This window comes from Sphingomonas panaciterrae (assembly GCF_036890205.1).
Classification (GTDB): Bacteria; Pseudomonadota; Alphaproteobacteria; order Sphingomonadales; family Sphingomonadaceae; genus Sphingomonas; species Sphingomonas panaciterrae.
Genome location: NZ_JAKNQR010000008.1, coordinates 85340 through 108068, shown reverse-complemented (window position 1 = coordinate 108068; position 22729 = coordinate 85340). Strand labels below are relative to the sequence as shown.

Here is a 22729-nt window from a genome sequence, read left to right as displayed (position 1 = left end):
TTCCTGATCGGATCAGTGCAGCGCCAGTTCGTTGCGACCGACGACCATGTGGTGAACCTCATCCGGGCCGTCGGCGAAGCGCAGGTGGCGCACGTCGGCGTAAAGCTCGGCGAGCGGGGTCCATTTCGACACGCCGGTCGCGCCATGGATCTGGATCGCCTGGTCGATGATCTGGCAGGTCTTTTCCGGCACCATCGCCTTCACCATGCTGACCCAGACGCGCGCCTCGCGGTTGCCAAGCACGTCCATTGCCTTGGCCGCCTTCAGCACCATCAGGCGCATCGCCTCAATCTCGATCCGCGCGCGGCTGACGAGTTCGAGGTTCTTGCCCAGCATGATGAGCGAGCGACCGAATGCCTCGCGCGAATTGCCACGCTTCACCATCAGGTCGAGCGCGATTTCCGCCTTGCCGATGGTACGCATGCAGTGATGGATGCGGCCCGGCCCGAGGCGGACCTGCGAGATCTCGAACCCGCGGCCGACGCCGAGCAGGATGTTCTCCTCCGGCACGCGCACGTTGTTGAAGCGGATGTGCATGTGGCCGCGCGGCGCGTGATCCGCGCCAAAGACGTGCATCGGCCCGAGGATTTCGACGCCGGGGGTGTCGATCGGCACGAGGATTTGCGACTGCTGCTGCGAGCTTGGCCCATCCTCGCTGGTGCGGACCATGGTGATCATCACCTTGCAGCGCGGATCGCCGGCGCCCGAGATGTAATATTTCTCGCCATTGATGACCCATTCGCCATTTTCGAGCACCGCCTGGCAGCGGACGTTCTTGGCATCCGACGAGGCGACATCGGGCTCGGTCATCGCATAGGCGGAGCGGATCTCACCGGCGAGCAGCGGCTCCAGCCACTGCTTCTTCTGTTCGGGGGTGCCGACACGCTCAAGCACTTCCATATTGCCGGTGTCGGGGGCCGAGCAGTTGAGCGATTCCGAGGCGAGCGGCGACTTGCCGAGTTCGGCGGCGATATAGGCATAGTCGAGGTTCGACAGCCCCTCGCCCGTTTCGGCATTGGGAAGGAAGAAGTTCCACAGGCCGGCGGCCTTTGCCTTCTCCTTGGCGCCTTCGAGCAATTCGAGCTGGCCCGGCGCGAAGCTCCAGCGGTCCTCGCGGCCTTCGCCAAGGCGGACATATTCCTCCATGATCGGATCGACGTTTTCGCGAATGTGGCGCTTGACCGCCTCAAAGAGCGGCCGGGCGCCCTCGGACATGCGCAGATCGTCAAGCTCGGGAATGGTGAAGATGTTGGACACGGGGGACGCAAGCCTCTCTTGATGATTGGCGCCAAGGCTAGCGCAGCGCGGATCATGCGCGAAATGACGTTTGTCGATCACGCACATGAGCACCATTCATGGCGTGCTGCCGGCAAAGGTTTCCTGCACCAGCGCCCGCAGCCAGGCATTGCCCGGGTCCCGCGCGGCACTTTCGTGCCAGAGCAGCTGGAGCGGCCATGCCGCGATCCGGAACGGCAGCGGCAGTACCTGGTGGTCAGCGACCGGCCTCAGCGCACGGGCATGGGCATCGAGCAGGGTCAGGATCATGTCGCTGCGCGCCACCGTCTGCCATGCCGACCAGATGTTCTGGCAGCGGACGCGCACGGTGCGCGACAGGCCTTTCGTGGCCAGCGCCTGATCCTCGAGCCCCAGCCCGGTTGAGCGGGGCGAGGCGTGGACGTGGTCGCAGGCAAGATAGGTCGCGAGATCGATCGCGCCGTCGATCGCCGGGTGACCGCGCCGTGCCGCGACGACCATCGTATCGGTGCGCAGCGGCTCGGCAAGCAGGCCGTCGATCGCCGCGCTTGGCACGTCGATCGCCATGTCCAGCTCGCCATGCGCCAGCGCGGCGGCGATCTCGCTGCGCCGGAAATTGACGCTGACCAGCGTCGCGCCGGGCGCCTGTGCCAGTGCGCGCGAAACGAGATCGGCAAAGAAGCGCGCCTCGTTCGCCTGGCGCAGCCCGATGCGAAAGCTGCGCTGCGTGGTGGCGGGATCGAAACGCGCGGCGGCGACCAGCGCCTGTTCCACCATGCCCAGCGCGTCGCGCACGGGACCGATGATTGCGCGCGCGAGCGCGGTCGGCACCATGGCATTGCCGAAGCGCACGAAAAGCTCGTCATCAAAGGCGACCCGCAGCTTGGCCAGCGAGTGGCTGATCGCGGATTGCGTCAGGTGCAGGTGCCGCGCCGCCGCGGTCACGCCCCCGCGCGAATAGATCGCCTCGAACACGCCGAGGAGGTTGAGGTCGATCCGACTGATCGGCCGGGTCATTCGCCCCGTCGCGCCGCGGCGGCTGCCGCGCGATCCGGGTCAAAGGCGGGGCGCTTCATGGTGAAGGTGTCGCTGTTGCGCAGATAGGTGCCGGTGCCATGGACGCGGCCGATCAGCCCCATGGCGGCCGTATCGAGATGGAGGCGTTCGCGATCAGTGACGAAGGCGTCCTGGACATGCGCGACCACCACCTCGCCCACGGCGATCACCTGGCGCGGGCCGATCTCCAGCATCTCGCGCCGGACGCATTCGAAGCTGACCGGCGCGCTGGCGATCAGCGGCGGTGTCACCCGGCTGGCGGGACGCGTCGCGATGCCGGCATAATCGATCTCGCTGACATTGCGCGGCGCATCGACGCAGGAGAGGTTCATCGCCTCGGCATCCGCCTCGCTCACCAGATTGATGACGAATTCACCGGTGTCGAAGATGTTGGTCGCGGTGTCCTTGTTCGCGCCCGACGCGTCCTTCAGCAGCCCCAGCACGACGAGCGGCGGATCATCGCCCATCGCGTTGAAGAAGCTGTAGGGCGCGGCGTTCACCACGCCGTTGCGCCCGCGCGTGGTGACCCAGGCGATCGGCCGCGGCGTGACGGTGGACACCAGGATCTTGTAGCGGTCGCGCGGCGCGAGATCGGACATGACGAACTGCATGCCGCCAGCGATGTCATCATCGGGCGGCGGGTGAAAGAGACTTGTCGCGTGCAGCCACGCGCCGCCGCTTTCGATCCCCCCGCACAACCGGGATGATCCAGATCAGTGACAAAGCAGCGTAACAGCGCCCCCGCCTACGACAATCGCGCTTTGTGTTGCTGGACCCCCGGCCCCATTGCTGACAAGGATGTAGGCAAGCAAAAGATGGTAACGGGGGAATGCATTGACGCAGGGATATACACGCCGGTCACTTATCACATCGGCCGCGGTGGGAACGATGCTCATCGCATTTCCTGCCGCCGCGCGCACCAGGACGACCAGCACGGCCATTCCAAACCTGCTGACCCGCCAGTTTGAAGAACGGCTGACGCTAAATCCCGAAATGGCGACCTTCTTCGGGATTGATACTGGAGAACGGGCATCATTGCGCAGCCGGTTCAGTGAAAGTTCGTTGAGTGGACTTGACCGGGCGAGGCGGACGACGGCGAAACATCTTCGCGAGCTTCAGGCCATGCCGGACACTGATCTTTCCGATGAGCACCGGCTGGAACGCGAGGTATCGCTTTTCGACCTGGAGGCGCAGCACGCGCTGAACAGCTTTGCCTATCACGCCGGCAGCGGCCCCTATGGGCCGACGCCGCTGGAATCCGCCTATCAGAACAGCACGCTGTTGCTCCGCGACTTCCATCCGGTCACCAGCCGTGACGATGCAGAGGCCTATCTTACCCGGCTGGCGCTGATACCGGGGCTGATCGACGGCGAGAGCGCGCAGATCACGCGCAATGCGGCGGCCGGCGCGATCGCGCCGCGCGTGATCGTGGCGCAGTTGATTGCCATCCTGACGGCGGCTCGGGACGCTGATCCTGCCAAGGACGGGCTGGTCACCGCGATCGAGACCAAGGCCTCCGCACTAAAGCTGGCCGGCTATGGCGCGCGAGCACAGACAATCGTGGCGGATAGCATACGGCCCGCGCTGACGCGCCAGATCGCGGCGTTGCAGGCCGTGCTGCCGCGGGGAGCGGACGGCGCCAAGGCGGGCGTGGGCGTGGGCCGATTGCCCAACGGCGCTGCCTATTACGAAGCCTGCCTGCGCATGCATACGACGACGGACATGACGGCCGACGCGATCCACGCATTCGGCGTGGCGCAGGTCGCCACGCTCTCGACGCAGATTGACGCTCTGCTGAAAAGCCAGGGAATGGCGAGTGGCAGCATCAAGCAACGCACCAGCGCGCTGGCCGTCACATCCGACCAGGCATTTCCGGATACGGAGGAGGGGCGCGCGGCGATCATCGCGTACCTGAATGACCGGCTGGACCGCGTGAAGAAGAAGCTGCCCGAGGCATTCGGGCAGCTACCCAAGAACGGGTATGAAATCCGCCGGATGGCGCGGGAGATGGAAGACGGCAATCCGTTCGGTGTCGCCTACCCCGGCGCCGCCGATGGCAGCCGGCCGGGCGTCTTCTTCATCAACCTGCAATCGATCAGCGACTGGCCGCGCTATACGCTGCCGACGCTCGCCTTTCATGAAGCGGCGCCTGGGCATTTGTTCGACATCGCGCTTCAGCTCGAGGCCGGCGAGCTGCCGCTGTATCGCCGCACCTGGTTCTTCAACGGCTTTCGTGAAGGCTGGGGCCTGTATGCGGAGCAGGTCGCGGACGAACTGGGCATGTATGACGATGATCCCACCGGGAAGATCGGCTATCTGCAAAGCCATCTGTTCCGCGCTGCGCGGCTCGTCGTCGATACCGGCATCCACAGCCGTGGGTGGGATCGCGAGCGGGCGATCGACTATCTGACCGAGCATAGCTCGATGACACGCGATGGCGCTGCCAAGGAAGTGGACCGGTATATCGTGATGCCAGCGCAGGCCTGCAGCTACATGATCGGTCATACGACCTTCACCCGGCTGCGCGACGAGGCCAGCAAGCGGCCGGGCTTTGACCTTCGCGCCTTCCATGACTTCGTGCTGCAAGGCGGGGCGATGCCACTGACGGTGCTGGAACGCCGGTTGAAATCGTGGCCAAGCGCCTGACAACCGGTAACCATTTAACGGATTGGACTATAGCCTGCGCGGATCGTTGGCGTTACTCGCACGCGATCCGCAACCGGGGCCCATGACATTGACGATCCGCAGTATCGAGCATGAGCTCTACAGTGACATCTTCGTAGGCGACAGTGAAATGGCGCGGCTGATGCGCGCCCATGACTGGTCCGCCACGACGCTTGGCGATCCCGACTGTTGGCCAAACGCGCTGAAGGTGGCGCTTCGCCTGCTGCTGACGTCGCGGTTCGAGATGTGGCTCGGCTGGGGCTCCGACATCCATTTCTTCTACAACGACGCCTATCGCCCGACGCTGGGCAACAAGCATCCGCAGTCGCTGGGCGCCCCGACGCGGATCCTGTGGGCGGAGATCTGGGACGACATCAAGGATCGTCTGGCGACCGTCTACGAGCAGGGCCAGTCGACCTGGGACCGCGCGCTGCTGCTGGTGCTGGAACGCAACGGCTATCGCGAGGAGACCTACCACACCTTTTCCTACAGCCCGCTGATCGGCGACACCGGTGCGGTGGAGGGCGTGTTCTGCGCGGTATCGGAGGAGACCGATCGCGTCATCAGCGAGCGCCGGCTCGAATCGCTGCGTGAGCTCGCCTCCGGGCTCGCCGCGGCGCAGGGCCGCACGCAAGTGGTGGAGGCGGTGCAGACCGGCCTTGCGCATAACCGTTCGGACCTGCCGTTCAGCATCGTCTATCTGTTTGGCGAAGACGGTGCGCCGCAGATGGCGGCCCATGCCGGGATCGCGGCCGATCATCCGCTGACATCGGCAGAGTGCTGGTCGCTTGACCGCTTAACCGACAACAACGCGATCCTGGTCGAGGATGCGCCGCCCGGAGACCTGCCGACCGGCAATTGGGACCGTTCCCCGTCGCGCATCGCGATCGTTCCGCTGGGTGCGCAGGTCGGCCACCGGCCGCGCGGCGCGCTGGTGGTCGGGCTCAACCCCTATCGCCCGGCGAGCGACCAATATCTGAGCTTCCTTGACCTGCTGGGCGGCCAGATCGCCTCCGGCCTGGCGAGCGCCGACGCGCTCGAGGCGCGCACGCGCGAGCGCGACCGGGTGCGCGACCTGTTCCGTCAGGCGCCCAGCTTCATGTGCATCGTGACCGGGCCCGATCACCGGTTCGAGCTGGTGAACAACGCCTATCTGCAGCTGGTCGGCCATCGTGACCTGATCGGCCTGTCGGCGCGCGAGGCGCTGCCGGAGATCGCCGGCCAGGGCTATTTCGAGCGGCTTGACCACGTCTATTCCACCGGTGAGCCCTATATCGGCCGCAACGTGCCGGTGATCGTCGAACGGCAGCCGGGGGCTGCGCCCGAGGAGCGGTTCGTCCACGTCGTCTACCAGCCGATCCGCGGCGAGGATGGACGCGTCACCGGCATCTTCGTCGACGGCTATGACGTGACTCACCAGAAGCGCGCCGAGGACCAGCTGCACCAGCTGAACGAGACGCTGGAGCATCGCGTCGCCGAGCGCACCGAGGAACTGCGCGCCGCGCTGGAGAAGCTGCACCATGAGGCGGCCGAACGCGCGACGATGGAGCGCGCGCTGCAACAGGCGCAGAAGCTGGAGGCGCTGGGCAAGCTGACCGGCGGGGTGGCCCACGATTTCAACAACCTGCTGCAGGTGATCAGCGGCAATCTGCAATTGCTCACCCGCGATGTGGTGGGGAACCCGCGCGCGGAAAAGCGCGTCGAGAATGCCATGGCGGGGGTCACCCGCGGCGCCAAGCTTGCCTCGCAATTGCTCGCCTTCGGCCGGCGTCAGCCACTGGAGCCCAAGGTCATCAACCTCGGGCGACTGGTGCGCAGCATGGACGATCTGCTGCGGCGGTCGATCGGCGAGGACGTGGAGATCGAGACGATCGTCGCCGGGGGGCTGTGGAACACGCTGATCGACCCGAGCCAGATCGAGAATGCGATCCTGAACCTCGCGATCAACGCACGCGATGCGATGGCGAACGGCGGGCGGCTGACGATCGAGGCGAGCAACGCCTTCCTCGATGACGAATATTGCCGCCAGCATGAGGATGTGAACCCCGGCCAATATGTGATGATCGCGGTGACCGACACCGGCAGCGGTATCCCGCGCGAGCTGATCGACCAGGTGTTCGAGCCGTTCTTCAGCACCAAGCCGGAGGGCAAGGGCACCGGGCTGGGGCTGTCGATGGTCCATGGCCTCGTCAAGCAGAGCGGCGGCCATGTGAAGATCTACAGCGAGGTGGAAGAAGGAACGACGATCCGCCTGTACCTGCCGCGATCGGCCGAGGACGAGGATATCGTCACCGAGATCAGCGCGGGGCCGGCACGCGGGGGGTCGGAAACCGTGCTGGTGGTTGAGGACGACGACGAGGTGCGCGAGACCACCGTCGCGCTGCTGACCGAACTTGGCTATCGCGTGCTGAAGTCACGCGACGCGCTGAGCGCGCTCAGCGTCGTTGACAGCGGCATCCCGATCGACCTGCTGTTCACCGACGTGGTGATGCCGGGGCCGCTGCGCAGCCCGGAGCTGGCGCGCAAGGCGAAGGAGCGGCTGCCGGAAATCGCGGTACTGTTCACGTCCGGCTATACCGAGAATGCGATCGTCCATCATGGCCGGCTGGACCCGGGGGTCGAGCTGTTGTCGAAGCCCTATACGCGCGAGGCGCTGGCGCGGAAGGTGCGCCATGTGCTGGGGTCGCGAACGGCCCCGTAACGCGCGGCGGCGGCCTGTCTGCGGCGATAATCGGCCTCGGATGACGCAGGACCGGACAAGCCCTGGCCAGCGTTTAATCGCGCCGGTCGGGGGCGTCGCGATCGTGCGCCAGATCGACCGCGCTCCCCTGTTTTTCCGCGCGCGTGCGATAGAGCGCGGAGCGGGCGAGGAGCATGAAGGCGGCCGGCGCGGTGCAGGTCAGGAACAAGACGACGAGCAGCTCGTGAATCGACGGGCGGGTGCGCAGGACCGAGAAGCAGACGATCGAGGCGCTGACGATCAGCAGCATCCCGAGGCTGGCGCCGAGCGTCGGCGCGTGGACGCGGTCAAAGAAGGAATTGAGCCGCAGCAGGCCGATCGACCCGATCAGCGTGACGCCCGCGCCGGCGAGCACGAGCAGGCCGACGAGCAGCGCTGCCCAGCCGGGAAGGTCCGGTGCCTGGATCATTCGATCACCTCGCCGCGCATCAGGAATTTGGACAAGGCAACGGTGCCCACGAAGCCGAGGAGCGCAATCGTGATCGCGGATTCGAAGTACAAGGTGCGCCCCGTCTGGATGCCGAAGGTGAGCAGCAGCAGCATCGCATTGGTGAAAAAGGTGTCGAGCCCCAGCACGCGATCCTGCGCGCGCGGCCCGATGGCCATGCGATAGGCTGCGCACATCATCGCCGCGCCCAGCATGACCTGCGCAGCCGTGATGGCGAGGGCGAGGACGATCATCGTCACCGTTCAAAGATCTCCATCAGCAGCGATTCATACCGGCCCTTGATCAGCTGGATCCAGCTTTCCTCGTCCACCAGGTCGAGCACGTGGAGCAGCAAGGTGCCGCGGCGGCGATCGAAGTCGACCCACAGGGTACCCGGCGTCGCGGTGACGATCAGCGCGAGGCAGGCGATTGCCTGCCGGTTGGTGAGCGAGATGGGGATGGTGATGAAATCGGCCACCCGGTCGCGCCGGCGCGAGACGATGATCGCCGCCACCGCCAGGTTGGAGCGCAGGATGTCGATCGCGACATGGCCGAAGAGCCGCGGCAGCGGGCGAAGGTTCACCCGGATCGGCGGGCCGGCGTAGAGCGCGGCAAAGGCGTGCGTAGCGAGCAGCGCGGCGGCCGCGCCGAGGAGGATCTGCCCGGGCGACACCGACTGGGTGAGCATCAGCCAGATGCCCAGCAGCGCCAGCGCGAGGAGCGGATGCGGGAGCAGGCGGCGGATCATGGCCGCCCCTCCTGCGCGGCGATGCGCGAGGCACCGAGCACGGCCTGAACATAGCCCTGTCGATCGCCGAGCGACTGGCCCGCGCGCTCCATGTAGCGCATCACCGGCCCCGCGAAGACCATGAGGCCGAGGCAGACGACGAGCAGCAGGCCGACCGGCACCGCCTCGCTGACGCGCAGCGCGGGCTGCGGCATGTCCGACGGGCCCCAGATGAGGTCGATGCCCGCACGGCTGGTGGAGATCAGCGTGGCCAAGCCCGAGCTGATCATCAGCGCGATCAGCACCCAGGTGGCAGGCGCGACCTTTTCACCCAGGTTCAGCAGGCCGTCGATCATCGCGAACTTGGCGATGAAGCCCGACAGCGGCGGAAGCCCGGCGATCAGCAGCGCACAGAAGGCGAAGCCGCCGCCGATGATCGCCAGCGTCGCCGGGATCACGACGCCGACCTCCGTCTCGCGTTCGTCGGGCGGGCCGGCATATTCATCGTCGAACACCGGCTCCCCCACGGCGAGCGGCCCCATGTCACGCCGGTCGATCAATTCGATCAGCAGGTAGAAGGCGCTGATGCCGAGCGTCGAGCTGACCAGATAGAACAGCGCGCCGGCAAGGACGTCGCCCTCCCCGGCGCCGACCGCGGCGAGCAGCGTGCCGGCCGAGACGATCAGCGAATAGCCGGCGATGCGCGTCAGCGTGCGGACCGCCAGCACGCCGATCATGCCGAAGGCGATCGTCGCCATGCCGCCGAACAGCAGCCATTCCTCACCGAAGTTGCCGCCCTGAATGCCGAACAGCAGGAGATAGACGCGCAGCAGCGCGTAGATGCCGACCTTGCTGAGGATCGCGAACAGCGCCGCGACCGGCGGCGCGGCGGCGGCATAGGTGCGCGGCAGCCAGAAGCCGAGCGGGTACATGCCCGCCTTCACCAGGAAGGCGATGCCGAGGATCGCCATGCCGCTTTGCAGCAGCGCGAGGTTTTCCGGGCCGACGGCGCGGATGCGCAGCGTCAGATCGGCCATGTTGAGCGTGCCGGTGACGCCATAGACCATTGCCGCGCCGATCAGAAACAGCAGCGAGGTCGCCACGTTGATCGCGACATAATGCAGCGCGGCCTTGATGCGCGCCTTGCCCGATCCGTGCAGCAGCAGGCCGAAGGACGCGGCCAGCAGGACCTCGAAGAACACGAACAGGTTGAACAGGTCGCCGGTCAGGAAGGCGCCGTTCAGCCCCATCAGCTGGAACAGGAACAAGGCGTGGAAGCGCGGCCCGGCGCGGTCCCAGCGCGCGGTGGCATAGATCAGCGACGTGAGGCCGAGGGTGCTGGTAAGCACCAGCATCAGCGCGGACAGCCAGTCGAGCACCAGCACGATGCCGACCGGCGCGGGCCAGTTGCCGACCAGATAGGCGACGGTCGCACGCTGCCCGGCGAAGCCGGCGGAGGCGACCTGCATGAGGAGCGCGATCGAGACGCCCAGCAAGGCAGCGGCGGTGCCGAGCGCGATCACGCGCTTTGCCACCACGCGCTGCTCCTTCAGCAGCAGGATGATCGCCGCCGCCACCATCGGCAGCAGCACGGGAGCGATGATAAGATGACGTGCCCAGTCCACCGTCATTCGCCGTCGTCCCCGTCGACATGGTCGGTCCCGGTGATGCCGCGCGAGGCGAGCAGGACGACGAGCAGCAGCGCCGTCATCGCGAAAGAGATGACGATCGCGGTCAGCACCAGCGCCTGGGGCAGCGGATCATCATAGCCGCTGGCATCCCCGGCGATGGCGCCGACGATCGGCGGGGCATCCACCTTCAGCCGGCCCATCGCGTAGATGAACAGGTTCACCGCATAGGACAGGAGCGACAGGCCAAGGATCACCTGGAAGGTGCGCGGGCGAAGAATCAGCCACACACCCGACGAGGTGAGGACACCGATGCCAAGGGCGAGAACAAGCTCCATCAGACGTGCTCCGGCGCGGGATCGACCGGCGGGCTCTTGCGCCGCACGGGGGTGCGGATCGACTGGTGTGCGATCGCGATCAGGATGACGCCGGTGGCGCCGACCACCAGCAGATAGACGCCAAGGTCGAACAGCAGCGCGGTCGCCGCCGGCACCTTGCCGATCACCGGCAGGTCCAGATAGCGGAACCAGGAGGTGAGGAACGGCCGGTCGAACAGCATCGCACCCGCCCCCGTCCCGGCCGCGCCGAGCAGGCCGATCGCCATCCAGTTGATCGGCCGGACCCGGAGCCGCGCCTCCACATGGCGGGTGCCCGACGCGATATATTGCAGCACCAGCGCGATCGACATGGTGACGCCGGCGGCAAAACCGCCGCCCGGCAGGTCATGCCCGCGGATCAGCAGGTAGAGCGCGAACACGATGATGACCGGGAACAGCCATTCGATGATCACGCGCGGCGCGAGCAGATAGTCGGAGAGCGTGTCACCGCGTTCCCGGCCTTCGCCGGCGTCGTCATACGCGTCCTGCCGCAACTGCTGCTTGGGCAGGCCGACGCTTTCGCCAGCCGGGCGGAAGCGGCGCAGCAGCGAGAAGACCGTCAGCGCGACGATCGCCAGCACGGTGATCTCGCCAAAGGTATCAAAGGCGCGGAAATCGACGAGGATGACGTTCACGACATTGCGGCCACCCGCCGCGACATAGGATTGCTCCACAAAGAAGCGCGAGATGGTCGCCGGCAGCGGGCGGGTCATCACGGCATAGGAGATGAGCGCCATGCCAGCGCCGGCCAGCACCGCGAGCAGGAGATCGCGCCCGCGGCGGAAGCGTACGCGGGACGGCGTATGATGTTCGGGCCAGACGTCGGGCAGGCGCTGCGGCAGCCAGCGCAGGCCCAGCAGCAGCAGCACCGTCGTCACCGTCTCGACCAGCAGCTGCGTGAGCGCGAGATCGGGGGCGGAAAGCCAGACGAAGCTGATGCAGCTGATCATGCCGACGCCCGACACCAGCACCACCGCAGCGAGGCGATGGTATTTCGCCTGCCAGGCGCCGGCGATGGCGAGCACCGCGCCGATCACCCACAACATGCCAAAGCCCGGATCCAGCACGGTGCCGAGCCGCGTACCCAGCGAATAGCCGTGGCTGAGGAAGGGGAGCACGCCCGCAAGGCAGGCGACCGAGACGAGGATGCGCAATTGCGGCTGCAGCCGGCTGGTTCCCGCGCGCGGCAGGACCCAGCGGGCGCCGGTGACGAGCCAGTAGAGCGCGGCATCGAACATGCGGCGGCCCTTGAGCAGGCCGACGAGCGGCGGCGCGCTCATCGCGTTCAGGCGGCGGGCGAAGATCACATAAGCAAAGGTGCCGAGCACCATCGCCACCACGCTCAGGAACAGCGGGAAGTTGAACCCGTGCCAGATCGCCAGGCTGTACACCGGCATGCGTTCACCGAGCACCGAAGCGGCGGCGAGCGAGAGCACCGGGCCGATGGTGATCGCCGGGACGATCCCGATGAGGAGGCAGGCGAGCACCAGCACCTCGATCGGCACGCGCATCCAGCGCGGCGCCTCGTGCGGGACACGATCGAGCTGCGGCGGCGGGCCGAAGAACGTCTTGTGGATGAAGCGCACCGAATAGAGCACGCTGAAGATCAGCGCGACCGTGACGAGATAGGGCAACGCCTGATCGAGCCAGGTGTCGTTGTAATCCTCCAGCGCCTCGGCGAGCAGCATTTCCTTCGACAGGAACCCGTTGAGCAGCGGCACGCCGGCCATCGCCGCGGCCGCGACCATCGCAAGCGTCGCGGTGATCGGCATGAAGCGGTAGAGGCCGCTCAGCTTCCTCAGGTCACGCGTACCCGCCTCATGATCGATGATGCCGGCGGCCATGAACAGCGATGCCTTGAAGGTCGCATGGTTCAGCGTGTGGAAGATCGCGGCGACCAGCGCGAGCGGGCTGCCGATCCCCAGCAGCAGCGTGATGATGCCGAGGTGGCTGATCGTCGAATAGGCGAGCAGCCCCTTCAGATCCTGCTGGAAGATCGCCGCCCAGGCGCCGATCATCAGCGTCGTGATGCCGGTGAGCGTGACGACGAAATACCAGGTGTCGGTGCCGGCCAGCACCGGCCACAGCCGCATCATGACGAAGATGCCGGCCTTCACCATCGTCGCCGAGTGGAGATAGGCGGACACCGGCGTCGGTGCGGCCATGGCGTGCGGCAGCCAGAAGTGGAACGGGAATTGCGCGCTCTTGCTGAAGGCGCCGATCAGGATGAGGATCAGCACCGGCTTGTACAGCGGATGCGCCTTGATCGTCTCGCCGGCCGAAAGGACCACCTGCAGATCGTAGCTGCCGACGATCTTGCCGATCAGCACCACGCCGATCAGCAGGCACAGCCCGCCCGTCGCGGTGACGAGCAACGCCATGCGCGCCGCCGTGCGCGCGCTTTCATTCTGGTGCCAATAGCCGATCAGCAGGAACGAGACGAGGCTGGTCATTTCCCAGAAGAAGGCCAGCTGGACGAGGTTGCCCGACAGGACGAGGCCGAGCATCGCGCCCATGAAGGCAAGCAGGAAGGAGAAGAAGCGCGGGACCGGGTCTTCCGGCGACATGTAATAGCGGGCGTAGAGGACGACGAGGAAGCCGATCGCCAGCACCATCATCGCGAACACCCAGGACAGGCCGTCGAGCCGAAGCACGAGGTTCAGGCCGAGCGAGGGCAGCCATTCGACACGGCTTTCGAGCAGGCCGCCGCCCGCCAGCGCAGGATACAGCAGCCCCACCAGGATGGTGCCCGCGAGCGCCGTTACCCCGGCGATCGATGCGGCGGCGGTACGCGCGCCCGGCCGCAACAGCGCGGCGGCGAGGCTCCCCGCGAACGGGAGCAGAAGGATCAGCCACAACAGGCCTGTGCCAGACGTCGGTATCCCACGACCTCCAATGGATGCGATGATTTCGGCAAAGCCAACGGTTCTGGGGGACTATCGCGAAAAACGCGCGAGTGCCACCCCCACGAACGGACAGATTTGCCGCCAACCACCGCGCCGGTAAGGCCCACGCAGCGAAAATCCCTGGATTGTGAAGGATGTGGCGACGGGTGGCGGGTCGGGGGGGGGGGGGGTGGGGGGGGGGGGGGGGGGGGGGGGGGGGGGGGGGGGGGGGGGGGGGGGGGGGGGGGGGGGGGGGGGGGGGGGGGGGGGGGGGGCCGGGGCCGGGTGTCGACCCGCCGGTTCAGCCCGCCGGCCCAGCCCGCCGGCCCAGCCCGCCGGTCGGGGTCAGCGCGCCGGGAGCGGCACGTCCGGCAGCGCGGCGAGCTGGTCACGCGTCATGGTGGTCGACAGGTCGCGATCGTCGCCGCGCTGCACGACGTTGAGGCCGGTCAGCGGAATCTGCACGTAGCGGTCGGGATTGGTGTCCTCCACCTCGACGATCAGGCCCTCCACGGCGCCCGAGGCGTTGCGCACCAGACTCTGCACCTCGCCGATCTCGACATTGTTCGGGCCGATGAGGTCGGCGTCGAGCAGCTGCGCCTCGCTCAGCCCCAGCGCGACCGGCGTCGGGCCAGCGGCGGCGGCATTGGCCTCGGCGGCGTCCTCCATCCGCTCGGCGGCGGCATCGCGGCCGTTATTGCCGCAGCCGGCGACCAAGGTAGCGGCGGCAAGTGCGAGAACCATGGTCTTCATCTATCTTCTCCCTTGGCGGACAGCATCAGGATAACCGGGGCGGCACACATCTGTTCCGAAGCGGCACCTTGCAGGTAGCGAGCGGGGACGTTACGACTACAGATGTAGTCAATGAGGATGTGCCCGTGTTCCGCAAGATCGCCCTCGCCTGTACCGCCATGCTGACTGTTGCCGCTAAGCCGCTTCCCGCCCCGCCCGAGGCGCTGGCGGCGATCGGCGCGCGGATCGACGCGGAATGCGCCGAGGGGCGGTTCTCCGGCGTGGTGATCATCAGCATCCGGGGCCGCGAGGCGTTGCAGCGCAGTTGCGGGATGGCGGATATCGTCAATCAGGTGGCGGTGACGCGCGACACGCGATTCAAGATCTATTCGGTCAGCAAGTATATCACCGCGCTCACCATCATGGCGCTGGTCGAGAATGGCACCCTGTCGCTGGACCAGCCGATCACCGCCTATATCGCCGATGCGCCGGCGGAATGGTCGGGCGTGACGCTGCGCATGTTGCTGAACCATACGTCAGGAATCGACGACCTGACGCTGCGGCTGCTGTATCACTATCGCAGCGATCATCCAGCCGCGATGCGCGACCTCTTCGCCGCGCTGACGCCGGGCGAACGGGCGCTGAAGAGCGCGCCCGGCACCGCGCGGAGTTACAACAATTTCGGGTTCGAGCTGCTCGCCGACGCGGCGGCGCGGGCGACCGGCACGCCCTTCGCCAACCTGGTCGAGCAGATGGTGTTCCGTCCCGCGGGGATGCGCAGCGCCAGCATCGAACCGCCGTTGATCGAGGCCGGGCACCTCGTCCCCGTCAGCGAGCCGGGGCTGGCCAAGGGCTATAATGGCGAGCGGGGGGCGCTGAGCGAGGCGGTGAACTGGGCGTTCGTTCAGCTGGGCGCGGGCGCGGTGCGGGCGAGCGCGGCGGATTTCATCGCGCTCGATGCGGCGCTTCGCCAAGGCAAGATCATCGGCCCGGCGATGCAGGCGGAGATGATCCGCAACCCCGTGGCGCCGCCCGACGGCAAGGCGGGCGCGGCGTTCGGGCTGGGCGTCGCGATCCAGGCGCCGCGCGGCACGGCCATGATCGGCCACACCGGCGGCACCAACGGCTATATCACCGATTTCCAGCGCTTTCCCGACGAGGACGCGATGATGATCGTCCTGTCCAATCGCGGCACGACGCGGACGGCGTGGATGTATGACCTTGTCGCGGCAGCGCTGATCGCGGCGCGCTGACGCCCCCCCCCGCCGACGCGCCATCGCGCCGTTGCGGCCGGCAAGGTTGACTCAGCGGCCCGCGATCATCAAATTCGGAAGATGTACGCTTCCGCGACATTCAGGCGCTTTCGCCACCACGCCGGGCAACTCGCCGCGCGCCCGTAGCCCGGGCTCCGGACGGCCGCGCGCCGCCTGAGTTCGGGCCTTTGTCGATCAGACCTGTGGGCAGGCCCCGGCAATGTTCCGGATTCCTGCCGTCGATAAAGCGGAAGAAGCTGTAACTGTCATGAACCATCAACCCTCGCTCGCGGTGGAATCGCCGCCGATCTATCTCGTCGCGGCCGAATGCGACGCGCTGTTCGATCTGGCGCTGAGCGCCGAGCGCCGCCACCCGCACTCCGCGGCGATGCTGCTGGCCGAGCTGGACCGCGCGACCGTATGCGATGCGCCCGACCTGCCCGACCAGACCGTGGTGATGAACTCGCGCATCGAATTCGTCGACGAGAAGAGCGGCGCACGGCGCATGGTGGAGCTGGTCTATCCCGGCGACGCCGATATCGCGCAGGGCCGCGTGTCGATCCTGACCCCGATCGGGGCCGGGCTGATCGGCATGCGCGCGGGCCATTCGATCAGCTGGCCCGACCGCGACGGGCGCGAGCGACTGCTGCGCATCGTCAGCGTCACGCCGATCAGCCGGACGTAAGCGGGTGATCGAGGAACTCGCCCGCCACCGCTGCACCGACGCTGCCGGCCTGACGGTCTTCGTCGTGGAGCAGCGCGCGGTGTTCACCTCGCACGATGCGAACGGGCAGCACCACCGCTATGGCGCTGCCCGGCTGGCGATGCTGAACGGCGAGCCGGTCCGCTATGTCGACGAGCGCACGTTCGGCGTCATCGCGAGCGGCGACATGATCGCGCATGATCCGGTGCGGTGCGGCTGTTCGCCGGCGCCCCGGATCATGGCGCGCGAGGGCGCCGAGGCGCCGGCGCCCTTGCTGGGCTGACCCTAGGCGCGCAGCGCCAGCCCCTGTAGCTCGCCATTGTTGCGCCAGTCGGCGAGCAAGGCGTTGAAGGCGTTGATGCCGGGTGCATAGGTCTGCCCCGCCTGGCCGCCCTCCAGATCCCCCTCATTGTTGTAATAGCCGGGCGTGCAGCTTTCGAGATAGGCGCGGTTCACCACCGACAGCTTTTTGATCGTCGTCACCCAGGCGTCCTGCGCCTCGGGCGTCGGCTCCACCTCGGTTGCGCCGCGCTTCTTCGCCTCGGCGATGATATAGGCGATGTGCTGCGCCTGATCGTCGAACATCGCGGTCATGTTCACCGACAGGCCGTTCTGCGACACGCCGATGTAGAACCAGTTGGGAAAGCCGGTGGTCGCGAAGCCGTGCAGCGTCCTGTACCCATTGGCCCAATGATCGTGCAGCAGCACGCCGTCGCGCCCCTTGATGTCGAAGCCGACGCGGCGCTTGAACGAGGTCGTGATCTCGAACCCCGAGGCGTAGATGATGCAATCCACCTCATACTCGCGGCCGTTGGCGACGAGGCCCTTGGGCGTGATCCGCTCCACCCCCTTGCTTTCGCTGACGTCGACCAGGGTCACGTTGGGGCGATTGAAGGTCGGGAGGAATTCGTCGTTGAAGGTCGGCCGCTTGCAGAACTGACGATACCAGGGCTTCAGCTTTTCGGCGGTGTCGGGATCCTTCACCACCTCGTCCACGCGCTGGCGGATGCGGTTCATCTTGCGGAAGTCGGCGACCTCGGCGTGGCGGATCGCCGCCTCCGGCCCCATCGTCTTCGCGTTGCGGATGACGAAGGACTGAACCTCGCGGAAGATCGAGGTCCAATTGTCGTTGACGAGGTCATGTTCGAACGGGCGGCCTTCGATAATGTCGGCGAAATTGTGCCGCCGTGCGCGCTGCCAGCCGGGTTGCAGCGACTGCGCCCATTCGGGATCAGTGGGCTTGTTGCCGCGCGTGTCGACCGATGAGGGCGTGCGCTGGAACACGTAGAGCTGCTTGGCATGGCGGCCGAGCGCGGGGATGCACTGGATCGCGGTGGCGCCCGTGCCGATGATCGCGACGCTCTTGTCCTCCAGCTTCCACAGGTTTCCGGTCGTGTCGCCGCCGGTATAGCCATAGTCCCAGCGGCTGGTGTGGAAGCTGTGCCCTTCGAAGCTTTCGATGCCGGGAATGCCGGGCAGCTTGGCGCGGCTGGCGGTGCCGAGCGCCGAGACGACGAAGCGCGCGCGGATCGCATCGCCGTGATTGGTGCGGATCACCCAGACCTTTTCCGCGTCATCCCAGGCGAGTTCGGAGACGCGCGTCTGGAACAGCGTGATCGGGTAGAGATCATAATGTTTCCCGATCCGCTGGCAGTGTTCGTAGATTTCGTTGACGTAGGAATATTTCTCCTTCGGGAGGTAATTCAGCTCCTCGAGCAGCGGCAAATAGCAATAGCTTTCGATGTCGCATTGCGCGCCGGGATAGCGATTCCAATACCAGGTGCCGCCGAAGTCGCCGCCCGCCTCGATGATGCTAAGATCAGTGACGCCCTTCTCCTTCAGCCGCGCGGCGGCGAGCATCCCGCTGAACCCGCCGCCGATCACCGCCACCTCGACGAAATCGGTCAGCGGCTCGCGGGTAAAGCCGGGTTCCACATAGGGGTCTTCCTCGGCGTAGCGGGCGTAATCGCCGGACAGCTCCTTGTACTGACGGTCGGCGTCGGTGCGCAGGCGCTTGTCACGCTCCGCCTTGTAGCGCGCGCGCAGCGCCTCGATGTCGAAATCAGCCTCGAGCACCGCCTCCTGGGTCTCGCTGTTGCTCATCGTGCCTCTCCGTTCTTTTTTGAGTAAGTCGCCCAGGCGCTATTCTGCGGCGTAGGCGAGGAAATCGGGGTCATAGGCGCGCTCCGGCTCGGCGCGGACGCGGCGGTCGAGCCGCTCGGCATCCTCGCCCACCAGGATGCGCCAGCGTTCGGCCTTCACGCCATCGAGGATGATCGTCGCGGCACGCGCGGCGCTGGTCGGCGCGAGTTCCTCGAACCGCTTGGCGAGCATCGACTGCGCCGCCTCCAGCGCGGCATCGTCCATCGTGTCGGCGCCTTCCATGCCGATCATCTTCAGATGCTGGCGCAGCTTGCGGCGGGTGACGTCGGTCATCGCGCCGGCCAGCACGCGGCGCGAATTGAGGCCGATCGGCGTGCCGACGCCGCCGGGCATGACGATCGACGCCCTGATATGCGGGGCATAGTTGCGCAGGTCCGTCACCAGCGCCTCGGTGAAGCCCTTCACCGCGAACTTCGCCGCGCTGTAGGCGGTCTGGGACACGCCGGGCATCAGCGCCGCCCAGAAGCCGTTGGCGCTCGACGTATTGACGATATGTCCTTCGCTCGCGCGCTCCAGCATCGGGAAGAAGGCGCGGCAGGAATAATAGACGCCGAACCAGCAGATCTGGAACACGCGGTCCCATTCGGCGCGGTCGTCGAGCACGAAGCTGCCGCCGCCGCCGATGCCGGCATTGTTGAAGAGGAGGTGGATGTGATCGCTCTGGTGGTCGCGCGCGACCTCCGCGGCGAAGCGCGTCACCTGATCCTCGTCGCCGACGTCGGCGATGTGGCTGGTGATGCGCACGCCCTGCGGCACGCCGTCCGCCTCGCACAGCGCCACGGTTTCGGCCATGCTGTCGGCGAACAGGTCACACATCGCGACGCTGGCGCCCTCGGCAACGAGCTGGCGCACCAGTTCGCGGCCCATGCCGGTGCCACCGCCGGTGACCACCGCCAGCTTTCCGCCGAAATCCTTCATCGCGATGCTCTCCTTGTCGTGGTGGCACGGCGCTGGGTCACGCGGTTGCGGCCGTCTTTGGGTGGAGGCGCAGGAAACCGGGCGCGCGCATCGGGTCGCCCGGCTTCAGCTTGGTCGCCATGTCGGGGAAGTTGGGCAGGGATTTCGCCGCCTTGGGATCATAATGCGTGCGCTCCCCGAAGAAGCGCAGCGTCAGTGTGCGGCGGCGCTGGCCGGGGCGCGTCGGCGCGCCGCCGTGCAGGGTGCGGAAGTGGAAGAAGATGACGTCGCCCGGCTCGACCGCCCAGGAGACGATGTCATGCCGGTCACGCTCCGCCTCGACATCGGGCAGGCGGGGGAGCGACAGGCGATCGTCGATCGGGCGGGTGTCGTCGTTCGGATCGAAGGCCGAGGTGTTGTACATCGGGCCCCGGTGCGAGCCGGGGATGAATTCCAGGCTGTCCTCGCGCGCGAGCGGTTCGAAGGTGATCCAGGCGACGGCATTATCCTCGCCATCCATCGGGATGTAGGAGCCGTCCTGATGCCAAGGGGTGCGGCGGGTATCGCCGCCTTCCTTCAGGAACACCTGTTCGTAGATGAACCAGACGGGATCGCGGCCCCATAATTGCGCGCACGCCGCCGGGATCGGCGAGCTTTCCAGCATCTCAGCATAGCCATCGAGCACATCAGGGTGAAAGGAATCGTTGTAGAACAGCGGCGTGCCGTCCCGCTTCAGCGCGGGGGCGTTGCGCGGCGTCGGATTGGCGAGACTCCATTCCCACGCCCGGAGCGTGGCGGCGAGTTGCGTGGGATCGAGCAGGCCCGGGATGTGGACCACCCCGTCCCGCTGGTACGCGGCACGCTTTTCCGCCCAGTCGACGACCATGGCATCCTCTCGCTTTTGGCGAAGAACCTATAACGTGTTTCACTTATGTCAAACGCAAAGCGGCGGCTGGACGAAGCGGGACGTGTGGGGCGAACTGGGTGCGTGCTGCTGCGTTGCCGCTACAGAGCGGGGCGGTGTAGCCAGGTGGACAGGAGCGAGATGAGGCATGCGGCAATGGCGGGCGACGGCTGGAACGATACTGATCCTTGGCGCTCTCCTCGCCCAACCCGCCTCCCCTGCCCTTGCGCGACAGAGCGCGATGCCGGCCGTGGCGCGGTCGGTCGCGCCCGCCTCCCCCGCCGCATTATATGGCGACCTGTTCCGCGCGGTGCAGACGCTTCGGATCTTCCCTGACGGCAAGACCTTCGTCGATGCCACGGCAAAGCGTGACCCGTCGGCGATCATGGCGGATTACCGCCGGCAGCGGCCGCGCGATGCGGCGGCGCTGCGTGCGTTCGTGCTGGCCAATTTCACCGTGCCGGGGGTCAACGATCGCCAGCCCGGCGATCTGAGGCAGCATATCCGCAGCCTGTGGCCGATGCTGGTGCGGCCCGCCGATCCGGTGGTCGCGGGTTCCTCCGCGCTGCCGATGCCGCAGCCCTATGTGGTGCCGGGCGGGCGCTTTCGCGAAATGTATTATTGGGACAGCTATTTCACGATGCTGGGCCTGGCGGTCGACGATCAGCAGCCGCTGGTCGAGACGATGCTGGCGGATTTCACCGACACGATCGAACGCTATGGCCATATCCCCAACGGGATGCGCAGTTACTATCTGGGACGATCGCAGCCGCCCTTCTTTGCGCTGATGCTGGACCTGTCGAAGGACGAGGACCCGGCGCTCGCCGCGCGGCGGCTGGCGGCGCTGAAGCGGGAACATGCCTATTGGATGAAGGGCGCCGCCTGCCTCGACGCGAGCGGGGCGTGCGCGCGGGTGGTGCGGATGCCCGATGGCACATTGCTGAACCGATATTGGGACGATCGCCCGCTGCCGCGCGATGAATCCTATGCCGAGGATGTCGCGACCGCCGCCGAGGACCGGTCACGCAGCGCAGAGGTGATCTATCGCCACCTGCGCGCGGGAGCGGAAAGCGGGTGGGATTACAGCAGCCGCTGGCTGGCCGATCCGAAGCGGCTCGCCTCGATCCGCACCACGGAGATCGTGCCGGTGGATCTCAACAGCCTGATGCTGATCATGGAGGAGGCGATTGCGCGGCGTGCCGGGGCGGCCGGGGATCGGGCGACTCAGGCGCGGTTCACCAGACTGGCGCAGCAGCGGCGCGCAGCGCTGAACCGGTATTTCTGGGTCGCCGATCAAGGGCGCTACGGCGATTGGGACCGGGTGACGCAGGCCCCGACATCGGCGGTGACCGCGGCGATGCTGTATCCGCTGTTCGCGGGCGCTGCCTCGCCCGAGCAGGCGCGCGCTGTTGCTGCCACGGTGCGCAGCACGTTGCTGGCGCCCGGCGGCCTGCGCACCACGCCGCTGCGCACCGGGCAGCAATGGGATGCGCCCAACGGCTGGGCGCCGCTGCAATGGATCGCGATCGCCGGATTGGAGAAGAATGGCGAACGCGCGCTGGCGAAGGAGATCGCGCGGCGCTGGCTGGGGACGGTCACGGCCGCTTATGCCGACACCGGCAAGATGCTGGAGAAATATGACGTCGAGGAGCGCAAGCCCGGCGGCGGCGGCGAATATCCGACGCAGGACGGCTTCGGCTGGACCAATGGCGTGACCAGCGCGCTGCTGGAACGGTATCCCGACCTGTAGAGGCGCGGCGCGGCTCAGCCGGCGCCGCCGCGCCCCGACAGCTCCGGCCGGGCGGCGAGGTTTTCGACGAGCTTGCGCGCGATGCGGCGCAGGGTTTCGCCCTCCTCCGGGGTGAGCGCGGGGTTGGTCACCATCTTTTCAGGGACATGCCGCGCCACGTCGCGCAGATTGTCGCCCTTTGCCGTCAGTGAAATGAGCACGCGGCGCTCATCCTCCACGTCGCGGCGGCGCGCGATGAGGCCGTTCGCCTCCATCCGCTTCAGCAGCGGAGTCAGCGTGCCACTGTCGAGATACAGGCGGCGGCCGATCTGGCTGACGCTCTGCCGGTCATTTTCCCACAGGACCAGCATCACGAGATATTGCGGGTAGGTGAGCCCCAGTTCGTCGAGCGCCGGACGGTACAGCCGGGTCAGCAGGTTCGAGGCGGCGTAGAGCGGGAAGCACAATTGCCATTCGAGCTTCAGCGCCTCCGACGCGAAATCGGCCGGCAGCGCTGCCGCGCCGCCAGAATGCATGTCCTGATCCATCTGCCTCTCGCCCATCATCCGTGACTCCGGCTGCGCTTGAAC

At 66.9% G+C, this 22729-nt stretch carries 20 protein-coding genes; 6 read left to right on the top strand and 14 right to left on the bottom strand.

Annotation, left to right across the window (positions count from 1 at the left end):
• Nucleotides 1–12: 12 nt before the first annotated feature.
• The 3 genes from L8F96_RS15570 to L8F96_RS15560 all read right to left on the bottom strand — a co-directional run bounded on the left by L8F96_RS15570 (nucleotide 13) and on the right by L8F96_RS15560 (nucleotide 2909).
• Nucleotides 13–1257 (bottom strand): acyl-CoA dehydrogenase family protein, encoded by a 1245-nt coding sequence (locus L8F96_RS15570; RefSeq protein ID WP_046406833.1) that lies wholly within the window; start codon nucleotides 1255–1257, stop codon nucleotides 13–15.
• Nucleotides 1258–1353: 96 nt separating this feature from the next.
• The gene (locus tag L8F96_RS15565; RefSeq protein ID WP_125946153.1) at nucleotides 1354–2271 is read right to left on the bottom strand and encodes a LysR family transcriptional regulator; all 918 of its coding nucleotides are present in this window, start codon (nucleotides 2269–2271) and stop codon (nucleotides 1354–1356) included.
• Entirely contained in the window at nucleotides 2268–2909 is a 642-nt protein-coding gene (locus L8F96_RS15560; RefSeq protein WP_231621816.1) for a flavin reductase family protein, read from the bottom strand. The genes L8F96_RS15565 and L8F96_RS15560 overlap by 4 nt, the downstream gene beginning before the upstream one ends.
• 289 nt (nucleotides 2910–3198) lie before the next feature.
• Between L8F96_RS15560 and L8F96_RS15555 the strand changes: the two genes are divergently transcribed.
• Nucleotides 3199–4956, top strand: coding sequence for a DUF885 domain-containing protein (locus L8F96_RS15555; RefSeq protein ID WP_334656568.1), 1758 nt, complete (start codon nucleotides 3199–3201; stop codon nucleotides 4954–4956).
• A gap of 82 nt (nucleotides 4957–5038) precedes the next feature.
• Entirely contained in the window at nucleotides 5039–7675 is a 2637-nt protein-coding gene (locus L8F96_RS15550) for an ATP-binding protein (RefSeq protein ID WP_334656567.1), read from the top strand.
• Between the two features lie 73 nt (nucleotides 7676–7748).
• Here L8F96_RS15550 and mnhG read toward each other — a convergent pair whose 3' ends face one another.
• The 7 genes from mnhG to L8F96_RS15515 all read right to left on the bottom strand — a co-directional run bounded on the left by mnhG (nucleotide 7749) and on the right by L8F96_RS15515 (nucleotide 14511).
• Nucleotides 7749–8123, bottom strand: a complete 375-nt coding sequence (gene mnhG / locus L8F96_RS15545; RefSeq protein WP_197075289.1) for a monovalent cation/H(+) antiporter subunit G — start codon at nucleotides 8121–8123, stop codon at nucleotides 7749–7751.
• Nucleotides 8120–8395 carry a K+/H+ antiporter subunit F gene (locus L8F96_RS15540; RefSeq protein ID WP_334656590.1) on the bottom strand — a complete coding sequence of 92 codons (276 nt, stop codon included), beginning with the start codon at nucleotides 8393–8395 and terminating at the stop codon, nucleotides 8120–8122. The genes mnhG and L8F96_RS15540 overlap by 4 nt, the downstream gene beginning before the upstream one ends.
• Nucleotides 8396–8397: 2 nt before the next feature.
• Nucleotides 8398–8889: a Na+/H+ antiporter subunit E gene (locus L8F96_RS15535; protein WP_296218842.1), complete on the bottom strand. Its 492-nt coding sequence runs from the start codon at nucleotides 8887–8889 to the stop codon at nucleotides 8398–8400.
• Nucleotides 8886–10499, bottom strand: a complete 1614-nt coding sequence (locus L8F96_RS15530) for a monovalent cation/H+ antiporter subunit D (RefSeq protein WP_334656566.1) — start codon at nucleotides 10497–10499, stop codon at nucleotides 8886–8888. Before L8F96_RS15530 ends, L8F96_RS15535 begins: the two co-directional genes overlap by 4 nt.
• On the bottom strand, nucleotides 10496–10834 hold the full coding sequence (locus L8F96_RS15525; RefSeq protein WP_046406828.1) for a Na+/H+ antiporter subunit C: 339 nt from the start codon (nucleotides 10832–10834) through the stop codon (nucleotides 10496–10498). The genes L8F96_RS15530 and L8F96_RS15525 overlap by 4 nt, the downstream gene beginning before the upstream one ends.
• The gene (locus L8F96_RS15520) at nucleotides 10834–13731 is read right to left on the bottom strand and encodes a monovalent cation/H+ antiporter subunit A (protein ID WP_222119865.1); all 2898 of its coding nucleotides are present in this window, start codon (nucleotides 13729–13731) and stop codon (nucleotides 10834–10836) included. Before L8F96_RS15520 ends, L8F96_RS15525 begins: the two co-directional genes overlap by 1 nt.
• Before the next feature lie 372 nt (nucleotides 13732–14103).
• On the bottom strand, nucleotides 14104–14511 hold the full coding sequence (locus L8F96_RS15515) for a hypothetical protein (RefSeq protein WP_052742367.1): 408 nt from the start codon (nucleotides 14509–14511) through the stop codon (nucleotides 14104–14106).
• Nucleotides 14512–14636: 125 nt separating this feature from the next.
• Between L8F96_RS15515 and L8F96_RS15510 the strand changes: the two genes are divergently transcribed.
• The 3 genes from L8F96_RS15510 (at nucleotide 14637) to L8F96_RS15500 (ending at nucleotide 16729) form a co-directional block, all read left to right on the top strand.
• The gene (locus L8F96_RS15510) at nucleotides 14637–15743 is read left to right on the top strand and encodes a serine hydrolase domain-containing protein (RefSeq protein WP_334656564.1); all 1107 of its coding nucleotides are present in this window, start codon (nucleotides 14637–14639) and stop codon (nucleotides 15741–15743) included.
• Between the two features lie 268 nt (nucleotides 15744–16011).
• A complete protein-coding gene (gene rnk, locus L8F96_RS15505) occupies nucleotides 16012–16428 on the top strand; it encodes a nucleoside diphosphate kinase regulator (RefSeq protein WP_334656563.1) in 417 nt (138 codons plus the stop codon).
• 4 nt (nucleotides 16429–16432) lie between these two features.
• Nucleotides 16433–16729 carry a hypothetical protein gene (locus L8F96_RS15500; RefSeq protein WP_334656562.1) on the top strand — a complete coding sequence of 99 codons (297 nt, stop codon included), beginning with the start codon at nucleotides 16433–16435 and terminating at the stop codon, nucleotides 16727–16729.
• A gap of 2 nt (nucleotides 16730–16731) precedes the next feature.
• On the opposite strand, the gene L8F96_RS15495 is transcribed toward L8F96_RS15500, so the two are convergent.
• The 3 genes from L8F96_RS15495 to L8F96_RS15485 are packed head-to-tail and all read right to left on the bottom strand — an operon-like array spanning nucleotide 16732 to nucleotide 20392.
• The gene (locus L8F96_RS15495) at nucleotides 16732–18549 is read right to left on the bottom strand and encodes a flavin-containing monooxygenase (protein ID WP_334656561.1); all 1818 of its coding nucleotides are present in this window, start codon (nucleotides 18547–18549) and stop codon (nucleotides 16732–16734) included.
• Between the two features lie 39 nt (nucleotides 18550–18588).
• Nucleotides 18589–19527 carry an SDR family NAD(P)-dependent oxidoreductase gene (locus L8F96_RS15490; protein WP_136450391.1) on the bottom strand — a complete coding sequence of 313 codons (939 nt, stop codon included), beginning with the start codon at nucleotides 19525–19527 and terminating at the stop codon, nucleotides 18589–18591.
• Between the two features lie 37 nt (nucleotides 19528–19564).
• Nucleotides 19565–20392, bottom strand: a complete 828-nt coding sequence (locus tag L8F96_RS15485) for a phytanoyl-CoA dioxygenase family protein (protein ID WP_334656560.1) — start codon at nucleotides 20390–20392, stop codon at nucleotides 19565–19567.
• 166 nt (nucleotides 20393–20558) lie between these two features.
• Between L8F96_RS15485 and treF the strand changes: the two genes are divergently transcribed.
• The gene (gene treF, locus L8F96_RS15480) at nucleotides 20559–22160 is read left to right on the top strand and encodes an alpha,alpha-trehalase TreF (RefSeq protein WP_417158995.1); all 1602 of its coding nucleotides are present in this window, start codon (nucleotides 20559–20561) and stop codon (nucleotides 22158–22160) included.
• A 14-nt stretch (nucleotides 22161–22174) separates the two neighbouring features.
• Here treF and L8F96_RS15475 read toward each other — a convergent pair whose 3' ends face one another.
• On the bottom strand, nucleotides 22175–22687 hold the full coding sequence (locus L8F96_RS15475; RefSeq protein WP_334656558.1) for a MarR family winged helix-turn-helix transcriptional regulator: 513 nt from the start codon (nucleotides 22685–22687) through the stop codon (nucleotides 22175–22177).
• Nucleotides 22688–22729: the final 42 nt, after the last annotated feature.

Excerpts from the sequence above, each read along its gene's own strand:
- L8F96_RS15540 (WP_334656590.1), bottom strand. The coding sequence starts at position 8,395 with ATGATCGTCCTCGCCCTCGCCATCACGGCTGCGCAGGTCATGCTGGGC.
- L8F96_RS15550 (WP_334656567.1), top strand. The coding sequence starts at position 5,039 with ATGACATTGACGATCCGCAGTATCGAGCATGAGCTCTACAGTGACATC.
- L8F96_RS15555 (WP_334656568.1), top strand. The coding sequence starts at position 3,199 with ATGCTCATCGCATTTCCTGCCGCCGCGCGCACCAGGACGACCAGCACG.
- L8F96_RS15490 (WP_136450391.1), bottom strand. The coding sequence starts at position 19,527 with ATGAAGGATTTCGGCGGAAAGCTGGCGGTGGTCACCGGCGGTGGCACC.
- rnk (WP_334656563.1), top strand. The coding sequence starts at position 16,012 with ATGAACCATCAACCCTCGCTCGCGGTGGAATCGCCGCCGATCTATCTC.
- mnhG (WP_197075289.1), bottom strand. The coding sequence starts at position 8,123 with ATGATCCAGGCACCGGACCTTCCCGGCTGGGCAGCGCTGCTCGTCGGC.
- L8F96_RS15530 (WP_334656566.1), bottom strand. The coding sequence starts at position 10,499 with ATGACGGTGGACTGGGCACGTCATCTTATCATCGCTCCCGTGCTGCTG.
- L8F96_RS15485 (WP_334656560.1), bottom strand. The coding sequence starts at position 20,392 with ATGGTCGTCGACTGGGCGGAAAAGCGTGCCGCGTACCAGCGGGACGGG.
- L8F96_RS15515 (WP_052742367.1), bottom strand. The coding sequence starts at position 14,511 with ATGAAGACCATGGTTCTCGCACTTGCCGCCGCTACCTTGGTCGCCGGC.
- L8F96_RS15525 (WP_046406828.1), bottom strand. The coding sequence starts at position 10,834 with ATGGAGCTTGTTCTCGCCCTTGGCATCGGTGTCCTCACCTCGTCGGGT.
- L8F96_RS15495 (WP_334656561.1), bottom strand. The coding sequence starts at position 18,549 with ATGAGCAACAGCGAGACCCAGGAGGCGGTGCTCGAGGCTGATTTCGAC.
- L8F96_RS15475 (WP_334656558.1), bottom strand. The coding sequence starts at position 22,687 with ATGGATCAGGACATGCATTCTGGCGGCGCGGCAGCGCTGCCGGCCGAT.
- L8F96_RS15565 (WP_125946153.1), bottom strand. The coding sequence starts at position 2,271 with ATGACCCGGCCGATCAGTCGGATCGACCTCAACCTCCTCGGCGTGTTC.
- L8F96_RS15560 (WP_231621816.1), bottom strand. The coding sequence starts at position 2,909 with ATGTCCGATCTCGCGCCGCGCGACCGCTACAAGATCCTGGTGTCCACC.
- L8F96_RS15535 (WP_296218842.1), bottom strand. The coding sequence starts at position 8,889 with ATGATCCGCCGCCTGCTCCCGCATCCGCTCCTCGCGCTGGCGCTGCTG.
- treF (WP_417158995.1), top strand. The coding sequence starts at position 20,559 with ATGCGGCAATGGCGGGCGACGGCTGGAACGATACTGATCCTTGGCGCT.